Genomic DNA, 12,498 nt, shown 5'->3' on the forward strand with positions numbered 1-12,498 from the left:
GTAAGAAGCTGTTTGCAAACCTCTACTAAATGAATACATAGATGTCTCCTTACGTACCAATGACAGTATAAGTAATTTGTAGGTAATATGAAAAACTCAACACAGTTGAGATGTAATTAAATCATAAATCAGTACCGATCGTCTACATCTCGACACGGCTCAATGTGACTCGGCTGCGGTTTCATCTTGCTGTACCGTCGTGAGGTGAAATAATATTGAAAAGCAGGCTTTTCTCTAGTTCTTAGTGACAGTTCTTGGCTATGAAGTGTAGGTAGTAATTTGATCTCTCCTTCCCTCATGATGCCCTTAGATTACAGAAAGTAAGTTATGCTATTACTATTTGTATGCTTGGGTACCAACTGCTTAAACTCAAGGCGACAACTCGTGTGTCATTTCCCTCCTTCTAAAAGAAATCTTCAGAATAATATCCTTCACTCTTTATCTTTGTTAACTACTTATGGAGGATTCTATTTTTAATAGTCAACGGTATCTTGATTTTCATACGCATAGTATGCGGCACGTAGAGGATGATAATGTCATGGAGATTGTCTCTATTCATCTGGGTAAAGACAAGGAAAAGAGATTTTTCACCATAGGCATGCATCCTTGGTGGACTGAACAACCTATTGGCCACAGGCAAAAGCAAGAGCTTAGCCAATGGCTGCAAAATGAACATTGTCTGGCGATGGGAGAAATGGGATTAGATAACCTAAAGGGTCCTGAAATGTCTCAGCAAATGGATATTTTAAGAAGTCAGCTGGAGGTAGCACAGGAATTGAATAAGCCTGTTATCATTCATTGTGTAAGGGCCTATGATCAGCTCATTCATATAAAAAAGGAATTCCCTAATATTGAAAAATGGTGTGTTCATGGTTATGGCAGGCATGCTATTTTAGCTCAGCAACTAATAGATCACGGCTTTTATCTTTCTATAATGCCTACTGTTAAGCCAGAACGTTATGATAGTCTGTTTAAGGAATTACCTCACAGTAAATTGTTTTTAGAAACGGATAGCATGCCCAATGTATCTATAAAGGACGTATATTCGCAGTTATCAAAAATTACTGGTATGGATGAGTCTGATCTATGCCGGCAAATGAATAGTAACGCAAAGGAATTTTTTAGTAGATGAGTCATTGGTTAGAGCGTACGGAGTTATTAATAGGTACGGAATCATTAGAGAAATTAAAGAATGCCAATTTATTGGTAGTGGGATTAGGTGGCGTAGGTAGTTATGCTGCGGAAACACTGGTAAGAGCGGGTGTGGGTAAAATCACTATTATTGATGGTGATGAGGTAGACCCCACTAACAAAAACCGACAACTGCAAGCATTGGACTCCACTGTTGGCAAACAAAAAGCACATGTTTTGAAGGATCGATTTTTAGACATCAATCCGAAGTTACAAGTGCAGGTGGTAGATAACTTTATGGAGCCTGAGGTCATGGCTTCTTTTCTTAAAGAAAATCAATTTGATTTTGCTCTGGATTGTATAGATAGCTTTGTACCCAAAATGTCTATGATTTTAACCTTACGCAAGATGAAATGTAAGTTTATATCATCTATGGGAGCTGGCGGCAAACTAGATCCATCAAAAATAAAAGTAGCTGATATTAGCAAAACCAGAGAATGTAAATTTGCCCAGCAGCTTCGGAAAATACTCAAAAGCAAAGGAGTTACTAAAAGAGTATTATGTGTGTATTCAGAAGAAATTCAGATGAAAGATTCATTAAAGCTTACTGATGGCTCTAACTATAAAAAATCATTCTACGGCACCATTTCATATATGCCCGCAATCTTCGGTATGACCATGGCCGCCGAAGTAATTAAAAGGTTAACGAAATAGGTTTACACCTCTATTCAAAGATAATTACAAAGCCCCACCTCAATCTATAAACTATAGCTAAGGTGGGGCTTCTTTATGTAGTTTAATATAGTTGGTTGTCAGTTTATCTTATTGCTGTACTCTACCAAATCTTAATTCTCTCCTCTTCTGGTTTGTAGTTTTTATCGCCAGGCTGAACATTAAAGGCTTCATAGAATGGTGTGAAATTCATTAAAGGGCCATTTACTCTCCACATGGCTGGTGAGTGAGGGTTTGTTTTTATGTAGTTGCGCAGAAACTCATCTCTTGTTTTCACTCTCCATATTCTGGCAATAGATAAGAAGAAGCGCTGATCAGGCGTAAAACCATCAATTTTAGTAGAATCCTGACCTTGGTCTGTCATCTTAAAAGCTTCATAGGCAATGGCTATTCCCCCATTATCGGCCATATTTTCTCCAACAGTGAGCGCACCTTGCACATGTACACTATCTAAAACGGTGTACGTGCTATAGCGATCTATCACCATCTTACTATTCTCTTTAAACTCTTCATAATCTTCTGCTGTCCACCAATTTTTAACATTTCCATCTTTATCAAACTGGCTTCCCTGGTCATCAAAAGCATGGGTTATTTCATGGCCAATCACCATACCAATGCCGCCATAATTGATAGCATCATCAGCATCTACATCAAAGTACGGATATTGAAGAATACCGGCAGGAATCACTATTTCATTAGCCGAAGGATTGTAATAAGCTGTAACGGTTGGCGGCGTAGTAAACCATTCATCTTTGTTTGGGGCTTTATTCAAATATTTCACCGCGTACAAAAAGGCTTCTTTGCGCAAAGCCAATACATTTTCAAAGTACTTATCTTTGGCTATTTCCACATCATATTCTCTCCATTTGTCAGGATATCCTACTTTTTTGGGTTATGGCCTGGAGCTTTTCCTTAGCTTTTATTTTAGTGCTGTCACTCATCCACTCCAGCTTTGTAATTCTGTGGTCTAGTGATTTTTTAATATTCTCAACCAACTCTAAAGCCCTTTTTTTAGCTTCTTCACTAAAGTATTTCTCTACATACAATTGTCCTAAAGCAAAGCCTAACATTCTATCTGTTTTCTCTACCATACGCTGCTTTAAAGGCTTCTGTGTAGACTGTCCGGAGATTACCTTGCTGTATGAAAAAGCTGCGTTTTCAAAGGGCTCACTCAATATATTAGCATATTCTGATAAGGTGTGAGCCTTTAAATAAGTTTTCCATCCTGATAAAGAAACTGATGGCAACATGGAGTTCAGCTTTTCAAAATATTCAAGTTGAGCCATATCTATGGTATCTGTTTCCAGCTCCAAATCTTGTAGAATTTTGGCTAAAGCCAGATTAGGATATTTAGCATCTGCCTCGGCCACAGTCATGTTATGATAGTTAGACTTTATTTCTCTACGCTCTATTCTGGTCTTATGAGCAGCGGCTAGTTCTTTTTCAATGCCATACACTTCATCGGCTTGCTTTTTAGCCACATCAGCATCACTTCCTGTTAATTCAAAAAGCGTTTTGATGTACTCCTTATAAGCACTCTGTATTTCTATGGTGGAAGAATCAGTTTTGAAATAGTAATCTCTATCTGGTAGCCCAAGTCCTGATTGACCGAAATGAAGAATGTTGATGCTACTATTTTCTGTATTAGGATAAACACCAAATCTGATAATTGATGAATTTCCCGTCTTGATCTCTTTTGCTACAAAAGTGAGAAGTTCTGATTCATTTTGAATGCTTTCAATATCATCTAATATAGGCTGAATGGGCTGATACCCTCTCTTGTTAATTACCGTAGTGTCCATACCCGAAGCATAGAAATCGCCTACTTTTTGCTCTACACTACCTTCAGGATATTCATGTGATGACACATCTTCTAAAATCCCTTCAAGCCTTTTCTTTTGTGGAATATTTAAGAACATATAAGACCCCACTCCTACCTGGTCATCTGCTATTTGCGCGGTGTCATACCAAATACCATTGACATACCTAAAGAAATTGTCGCCCGGTTTAATAGAGTTATCAATGCCATCTACGGCTACAAATTGTTTTTTGACCTCAGTTATCTCTTTTGGATCTTGCTTACCGCAGCTCAAAAGCGTACCGACAATAACAGAAGCATATACGATCTTTTTCATCTATCTATAATTTTACTTAAAGATATTGCTTATCATAACGCAAGCAACACCAATTACATAACCACACTCTGCATCTTATTAAGTGGAAATATGCTCGATTAAATGGCTTTTGCTGTTTAGATGAATGCCGTTGAAGCAGCTATTATAAAGGAGATTACAGATATTACTTCACAGTTTTTTAAATGAAGGTTTTTGCACTTGTATTTCTATGCAATTGGACTAATTTTGCTTTACAATTTTAACATTAACATGACAGACAGCTCAGAATCTCTTAATTTTATAGAACAAATTGTTGCAGAAGATTTGGCCAACGGACTGCCAAAAGAAAACCTTCGCTTTCGTTTCCCGCCGGAGCCCAATGGCTATTTACATATAGGCCATGCCGCTTCTATTTGCCTTAATTTTGGAATGGGAAATAAGTTTAACGCACCAGTAAACCTTCGTTTTGATGATACTAACCCTACTAAAGAAGAGCAGGAATATGTAGATGCCATCAAAAACGATATCCAGTGGTTAGGTTTTCAATGGGCACAGGAATGCTACTCTTCTGATTATTTCCAACAGTTATATGACTGGGCTATTGAGTTAATTAAAAAGGGCAAAGCCTATGTAGACCCTCAGTCTGCCGAAAAAATGGCTGAGCAAAAAGGCACGCCAACCTCGCCCGGCACACCTAGTCCTTACCGTGATTTGAGCGTAGAGGAAAACCTTGAGATCTTCGATAAAATGAAAAACGGAGAATACGAGGCTGGTGCTTACGTGCTAAGAGCTAAAATAGATATGGCTTCTCCTAATATGCTTATGAGAGACCCTTTACTCTATCGTATAGTAAACAAGCCGCACCACCGCACAGGTAGTGAATGGTGTATTTACCCTATGTATGACTGGGCTCATGGCGAATCTGACTATATTGAGCAAATATCTCATTCTATCTGTACCCTGGAGTTTAAACCTCACCGTGAGCTTTATGATTGGTTCCTGGATCAGATTTATGATGAAAATAAACAAAGACCTAAGCAACGTGAGTTTGCCAGACGCAATCTGAGCTATACCGTAATGAGCAAGCGCAAGCTGTTGCAATTAGTAGAGAGCAAAACCGTTTCTGGCTGGGATGATCCCCGAATGCCTACTATCTCAGGCCTTAGAAGAAGAGGATATACCCCTGAATCTATAAGAAAATTTAGCGAAGTATCAGGTATCACCAAACGTGACAGCGTTACTGATGTGTCTTTACTTGAATTTTGCATCCGTGAAGATTTAAACAAAACGGCTACACGTGTTATGGCCGTATTAGATCCGGTGAAGCTGGTACTCACCAATTATCCTGAGGATAAAGTGGAAATGCTGGAAGCCGAAAATAACCCGGAAGATCCTAATGCAGGAAATCATGAGGTACCTTTCTCAAGAGAGCTTTACATAGAGCGTGAAGATTTTAAAGAGGAGGCCAATAGCAAATACTTCAGATTGACATTAGGTAAAGAAGTACGATTAAAAAGTGCTTATATCATCAAAGGTGAGTCTGTGGTGAAAGATGAAAATGGAAATATCACAGAGATCCATTGTACTTGCGACCTTGATTCGCGCTCAGGAAGTGGCACTGAAGCTAGTATGAGAAAAGTAAAAGGTACGCTACACTGGGTATCTATTGCTCATGCAGTGAAGGCTGAAGTTCGTGAGTATGACCGTCTGTTTTTAGATGAAGCTCCGGATAGCCATGAGGGCAAAGATTTTATGGAATTTGTAAACCCTGATTCTCTTAATATAATCAAAGAAGCCTATTTAGAGCCATTTTTGAAAGAAGCACAATTAGAAGATAAATTTCAGTTCCAGAGATTGGGCTATTTTACATTAGATAAAAATGCCACTGCGGAACAACTTATTTTCAATAAAACAGTGGGGTTAAGAGATTCCTGGGCTAAGCAACAGCCAGAGAAAAAAGCTCAAAACCAACCTCAGCCCAAGACGAATAAAAACCAGCCTCAAGCACAAAGAAGTTCTTTAAGTGAGATCCAGAAGATCAGCAAGAAGTATACTAATTTATCTGGCGCTAAGCTGGAAGCTGCCCGAGCTGACATAGAAAAGCTTGCTGAAGAGATTACTTATGATGAATTAGAACCTTTATTCAACACCGCAGCCAAAAAGGTCGGTACCAGAATAGGTTTAATGATCAGCTTAGGCGTTTTACTTAAAAATGGCCAGGAGCGTAATGACAGCATTAATGAATTCATCAGCAAAGGAGCTGAAGATAGCAACGAGCTGTTAGCTGAAGAGGCTAATAAGCTAGTATAATAAGTTATAAAACATTAATAAAGAGGCTATTTCATATTCATTGAGATAGCCTCTTTTGTTTTTTTACTCCACCTTCCCCCCTAACATACTACTTACCAATGGCATTACTGCAGCTACTCCTGCCAGTAAGCTTAAGAACGTACTGAAGTCTTCTACAAAGCTCGGTTCACCGATAAATAAGAAAACGGCTATTGCGGCAATAACTATATAAAGGATCATTTTTATGGAGCTCCATGAGCCTTGCTCTTTAATCTTTTCACTCATTTTATTGATCTCCCGCTTTTGCACAGAATTCATAATATGATTTCTAAAGCTATTATTAAACAGGCATGGCCTATCGTTAAATTTAACTATGCCTTTCTTCATTAAACTGTATAAGGCCTTATCATTTTTCAGATTCACAAATCCATCTGCAGCTATGTCATACACCAGAAACTTTTCTCTTTGCTCCAGCGAATTCCAAATAGAATTATAATAACCATACGCCAGACTATCTACAGTAATAATGAGCTGATTATAATCTATTTCTCCGTCTTTAAGAGACATTTCTAAGACTGGTGTGGTGAGTGATGGCAAGAAATTACCACAGCCCAATTCATCAATCAACTCCTTTAAAACGGCTTTCCGCCTTTCGGCACTTAATTGATAATTACCTTTATCATAAGCCTGGATTACCCACCTGGCATTATTCTTTAAAGGCTTAATAATTTCTGAAAAGGAACCTAGCAAATATTTCCAGGTAGCATGCTGATGAATCAGCTCTTCATTATGCTTATCCGCTTCAATTTGTTCTGTATAGAAATCTAAGATCTGTTTAGGGTATATGCTGGAGATAATGATAATATGCTTTCGGGCTTCTATTAGTGTTTTTAAAAGTATCAGTTTCTTTTTATTCAGCTCCATTGATTTATAGCCATACTCAAAATTACTGATGATAAAAGCCTCATAATTCTCCCACCTTTCATTAGGTTCATCAATTACCAAGCTTGAAATATCATCAACTGAATCAGATTCTTCTTTTTCGGCTTTAAGCTTAAGCATAGAAAGCTCCAATTTCTTTTTACCCTGAGCCAAGTCTTCGCTGATAAGCCGTTTGCCAGCATAATGCACACCAATAAGAATTATGTTCCTTGAAATGAGTCCTTTGTTTTTATTAGCTTCAATATTACTCTTTAAGCTTTGTAGCAGTGAAATGCCAAATATTTGCTGTACAAAAAAGGTGATGATAGCATAGAGTAAAATGAGCAGCAAACACCAAAAGATTAAGAAAAAGCCAAATATTGGCCATATAAAACCCTCCGAAGTATGTACTCCGGGTATAAATGAGCTCATATAAAGATAATTGCCATCATAATAATCGGCTTTGAATTTATCTGGGGCTCTCATTTTATAACGAAATTGAAGGTTATCACCTCGCTCCTTCCACCTCCAGGCCGCATTATCGGCTTCTAAAAACACAAAGGGCTGTGTGGCTGCAATAAGATTACTATAAATGGGCCTATATTGAAATAGCACTTTTCTGAAATCGCTTTTCTCCAATTTAGTATTGTCTTGCGGCCACTCTTCAGATGACAAAAAGCCGTTATCATCCCGCACAAAATATACGGCATCTGTAACATGTTCAAAATGAGTTATATTTCTACTGCTGAGGTCATGAAGCTTGGCATTAAAAGCTTGTGCCATTTGCACCTGAGCGTATTTACTCCAAATGATATTCTCAATTTGTCGCGCTTTAATGAAATATATAAAAGCAGGAAATATAGAAGTAAAAATGAGCCATACAAAAAGGAAATTGATATAGCAGTTATGATATTGGCCTATTTGAAAACGTGAAGTACACCTCTTGATAAGATCTATTAAATACGATTTTTTAGCTGAAACTAACCATAAAATAACTAGGAAGACCGCTTGCAGGGCAACCAATTTAAATGAATAAGTTAAGAAGAGGTTAATTAACACTATCACAAGCAGCAACAGTGCTTTGGTTCCCCTTTTCTGAGGCACTAATATTTGATATACCACACCGTAACCCCAAACCATCAGCAGCATATTACCAATTAATACGGAGGATGGTTTGAGCCCTCCTCCCATAAATAAAAAGGCCACCAATATCAGCATGAATAGAATAAAAAGTAGCGTTATCAATGTATAATCATACTTTTCACAGGCTTGGGGTTCTAAAAAGTAAAAGCTAAACAACTTATACTTAAAAGCATTGTATTTGTTTTGTCTTACAATAGTTATTACCGTAACTATTCCTGTTACTAAAAAGGCACAAAGAATGGCCATACTGCCCAGGCTCAGAATCTCGGATACCCGATACCGAAGAAATTCAACGTCATACATAGTAATAACGAAAAGAGGACATCTTTTGAGAGGAATAATCCGCATCAAATAGTTCTTTCCTTGATAATTGATCAGATGCTCGGCCTCAATATTTCCAGTCATAGAGGCTTTGAGCAGGTCATGATCTCGGGTTTCTTGCAAAAAATATTCTAGTGAACTTCGGCCCTTTTCAGAATGATGCCACACCCCTCCCTCTTGATCAATAATCATAAAATTATAGCCAGGAGGCAAAATGGTAGTATGTACTGAAGGCATTTCGACACTGGCCACCAATGGATTTCCTTTCCTATTGAGTATAAACACCAATTCTTCAGCATTTTTTTCAAGAGAAATTACAGGCCTCACTACATATTCAAGCTCCAGGTCAGCTACTGCTTTTTTCCAAAACTTATTTTGAGAATATACCTTATAATACTCTCTTTGACTCAAGTCAGAATACTCTTTTGTAGTAGATTCATTCAAGGCAAAATTATGGACGCCATGTATCAGTCCTGAAGAGGGATCTAAATGAGAAATGTTTTTAAAATAGCTTACGTATTGATCTCTCACCTGCTTTTGGTCTATCTGAGGCTCTATCCCTTCAAAGTCATTGAGTTTTAAAAGAACGCTATCTACATCGTTATTGAAATTTTGCTCCACCTTGTCTGCCAGGTTCAAAAGGGAGTTGGAAATGCCAAAATAATATTGGTTGATATAATAAAATCCATTGAGGAACAAAGTCACCAGAATAGGCGCTCCCAGAATAACAGAAATTCCCACCAGTACTACATCGCTCCGCTTGAGCTTTTCAATATCATTAATAAACAATAGTTTGATAAGCGGAAAACCTAATATAATCAAGCAAAGGACCGCCAGCAAAATGAGCAAAATCCATATATCAAGCCTTTTTGTTTCGGTTTCAAACCTATGTTCACTAACTAGGCCTACCACATGCCAAGCCTGATCATTACCATTAAAATTGACTGTAAAAGGGTGAATAAATGTATAGTAGGACTTGTCATGAATAGTTACTTGCTCTAAATTTTCATTAATAGCAATAAATGTAGAATCATTGCTGGTAATAGTATTGACATTAATTTTTGTTTCTATTGACTGAAAAACAGGAGTATTATCTTTTATGATAATAAAATCATCAAAAGTCAGATCCCAGTTTAGCTTTTCAGCTGAAGTCTGAATAGGAAATTTAGAAAACTCGATAACCGGAGGCCTATTATCTGCTTGTGATTTCTCTCTTATGCTTTTCACTTCATTGGGTTGATAACCAGCCGCGAGACTATTTTCATAGTTATCAATCATCTTACGCCATTTTTTAGAGATAGTGCTGAGACGATGAAACCTATAATCCTTAAATGCTGCTTCTTCCTTTTTTACATGAAAATAGTAAACAGTGCCAAGGCCTATGAGTAGAATCAATAATATGATTACCATAGTCGTGTATTTGCCTTTGGGCAACGGTAATTTAGCCTGCAATTCTTTAGCAGATATAGTTTTAATAGCTTTCATTGATTAGGTGTAGTCGGTTCAGGTTAATTAGATATAGCTATCGTAAACATTGCCAGCGAAGAACTTTCCAAAAACAAACTGAGCTTTTAAGCTTTCGGCAGTGTTAGATGTATTGAGTGCTTTAATGGTGGTAAGCTGACTTTTAAAATCAGAAAGAGCAATCTTTAGTATTCCCTTACCAAGCAATTGATCTTCTTCATACAGGTTTATAAACAGTGTTGTTGTATCTTTCCAAACATCAATTCCTTTGTCATTATAAATGTCTTTAAAACCTTCAAACCGATACTCCTTCCCTTCCTGTGTGAATAGGTTACAAGTGTAAAGCATTTTCTTGCGCTTTGAATCATTCACGTCTTCAACAAAAAGGTTGAAAACACCATTATACGCCAATATGGGTTCAGCAGAAAGAAAGGGAATAGACATAGTGCCCAACATGGCTCCTTCATGATTTTTATCTTCCACAAAATCATAAACATCATCTACCTGAATGGTAAGTGTAAATTCAAAGGCCTCATTTCTTTTCTTCCCTTCTTCATAGGCCTTCTCATAGCTTTCAGTTTCTCCAGGAAGGAAGTAGCCCGTCATGGTTTCTGTAAACTGAACCCCTGATTCCTCTTCATCATCAGCAAATTGATCATCAGCAATGGGAGGAAAATTATAGGCAAGAGTTTTACCTGAGTCTTGAACCATTAAAGCAGCATTCCGCTCAGCCAGGCCACTAATAGTTAACAACGGATTAGTCCCAACAGAACGAGGCAAAATGGCTCCATCCATCACATAAAGCCCCTCATATACCTCTGTTCCGCTTTTAGCTTTATACACTTGTCCCTTATGGTTTACTACACCTGAGCTGCTATCTTCACCCATTACGCACCCCCCTAATGGGTGCACAGTTACCAAATCAAAGTTCATCAGTTTACTCCAGGTTGGGTTCTTTACATAATATCCGCCTAAGGCTTTACTCACCTTATTGACCTGATTACTAATCTTCTCAAAGATCTTTTGTCGCCCCACCTTTGGCCAATTGATAACCACTTCATTATTATATAATTGCATAGATCCAAGTCCATCATCATTGGCCATTACCAAATACACCTGAGTATGGTTAACGGCTCCTTTATACACGCCAAGTATCATGCTTTTAAACTCTCTCCACTTTTCTTTCAGGAAATCCCAAAAACCACGGTCTGTATCCTTTCCTGATAATCTTGAAAACATGAAAAGTGTGGGCGTCATCAGGTTTTTGATAGGGCTGGGTATAGAACCTTCTTCTATAGTCATGCCTTCTTCCAAAGGAGAATCTTTACGAGTATCTATTACGCTGGTAATGCATGGGCCTATTTCATCTATTTCAGCTCCATTTGATGAATCCGGCCTGCCAATACCATTAATTCTGATATCATTATTATAACCAAACGCCAGAAAATCACCATTACCACTAAACCGCTGACCAACCATATCTGACAGCTCTAAACCTTTTTTTGCGGATCTCAGTAAAATCTCGGTACTACCTAAGGCTCCGGCTCCTAATACCACCTTATCAGCGGTGATAAACATTAAAGGAGCCTTAAATCCTTCTCTACCGGTATTATAAGCCATGATATGCACCAACCATTGCCCATTTTTATATTGCAAATGGTCTACTCCTATCTCTGTGAAAATTTCTGCTCCATGATTATATGCATCGGGCAAATAATTCATGGCAGTGGTATTTTTAGCTCCCTGATTACAGCCGGTAACACAATCGCCACAATTTTTACACCTTGGCTGATAAACCCCAACATGATTTTTTCCGGCTTCAAAATTCACATTGATATCCAGCATTCTAAACTCACCATCCATACCTTGTGATGACACCCTCATCGCCTCTGTTTTAGGAAGAACAGGATAACCATTTTTACCTTCAGGATAAGGATTAGGCTTGAGCATTTCACGCGCATGCGTTATTCCTTCCTTTAATGAGGTAAGATCATTTCTTATTTCTTTAGGCCAGCATTCGTCTAAAAACACCCGTGGATCCGCTTCAATAGATACATTAGCATTCACAAGGCTGGTGCCGCCTAATCCACAGCCTTTAAAAACCGAAATATCATCACCCAAAACGAAATCATAGAGCCCATTTTGAGAGCCTAACTGCAGCTTTTTCTTATTAAACTGCATTTCCTTTTTAGCCTGTTTATAACTATTAGGGAAAGTACCGGGCGTAAACTCCTTCCCTTTTTCTAACAAACAAACCTTCATTCCTGCTCTTGCTAAACGAGAAGCGGCTATACTACCTCCATAGCCAGAACCTACTACTACTGCTTCATAATGAGGTTTTAATTCCGTTAATGGTTTAGATAATCTTTTCATATTCGTATAG

Annotated in this window: 7 protein-coding genes; 3 read left to right on the top strand and 4 right to left on the bottom strand. The window is 38.0% G+C overall.

What is annotated here, in order from left to right; translation table 11 throughout:
• Positions 1 to 457: 457 nt before the first annotated feature.
• Positions 458 to 1,132, top strand: coding sequence for a TatD family hydrolase (locus tag LVD15_RS22105; protein ID WP_233777371.1), 675 nt, complete (start codon positions 458 to 460; stop codon positions 1,130 to 1,132).
• The gene (locus LVD15_RS22110) at positions 1,129 to 1,845 is read left to right on the top strand and encodes a tRNA threonylcarbamoyladenosine dehydratase (protein ID WP_233777372.1); all 717 of its coding nucleotides are present in this window, start codon (positions 1,129 to 1,131) and stop codon (positions 1,843 to 1,845) included. The genes LVD15_RS22105 and LVD15_RS22110 overlap by 4 nt, the downstream gene beginning before the upstream one ends.
• Positions 1,846 to 1,966: 121 nt before the next feature.
• On the opposite strand, the gene LVD15_RS22115 is transcribed toward LVD15_RS22110, so the two are convergent.
• Both LVD15_RS22115 and LVD15_RS22120 read right to left on the bottom strand, forming a co-directional pair.
• A complete protein-coding gene (locus tag LVD15_RS22115; RefSeq protein ID WP_233777373.1) occupies positions 1,967 to 2,713 on the bottom strand; it encodes a M13-type metalloendopeptidase in 747 nt (248 codons plus the stop codon).
• 19 nt (positions 2,714 to 2,732) lie between these two features.
• Positions 2,733 to 3,998: a M13 family metallopeptidase gene (locus LVD15_RS22120; protein ID WP_233777374.1), complete on the bottom strand. Its 1,266-nt coding sequence runs from the start codon at positions 3,996 to 3,998 to the stop codon at positions 2,733 to 2,735.
• A gap of 249 nt (positions 3,999 to 4,247) precedes the next feature.
• Here LVD15_RS22120 and LVD15_RS22125 point away from each other — a divergent pair, with 249 nt between their 5' ends.
• Positions 4,248 to 6,287, top strand: coding sequence for a glutamine--tRNA ligase/YqeY domain fusion protein (locus LVD15_RS22125; protein ID WP_233777375.1), 2,040 nt, complete (start codon positions 4,248 to 4,250; stop codon positions 6,285 to 6,287).
• 63 nt (positions 6,288 to 6,350) lie between these two features.
• Here LVD15_RS22125 and LVD15_RS22130 read toward each other — a convergent pair whose 3' ends face one another.
• Together LVD15_RS22130 and LVD15_RS22135 are read right to left on the bottom strand one after the other, a co-directional pair.
• Positions 6,351 to 10,136 carry a hypothetical protein gene (locus LVD15_RS22130; protein ID WP_233777376.1) on the bottom strand — a complete coding sequence of 1,262 codons (3,786 nt, stop codon included), beginning with the start codon at positions 10,134 to 10,136 and terminating at the stop codon, positions 6,351 to 6,353.
• Between the two features lie 27 nt (positions 10,137 to 10,163).
• Positions 10,164 to 12,488 (bottom strand): GMC family oxidoreductase, encoded by a 2,325-nt coding sequence (locus tag LVD15_RS22135; RefSeq protein ID WP_233777377.1) that lies wholly within the window; start codon positions 12,486 to 12,488, stop codon positions 10,164 to 10,166.
• Between the last annotated feature and the right edge of the window lie 10 nt (positions 12,489 to 12,498).

Origin of the sequence: Fulvivirga maritima (assembly GCF_021389955.1) — a bacterium.
Taxonomy (GTDB): Bacteria; Bacteroidota; Bacteroidia; order Cytophagales; family Cyclobacteriaceae; genus Fulvivirga; species Fulvivirga maritima.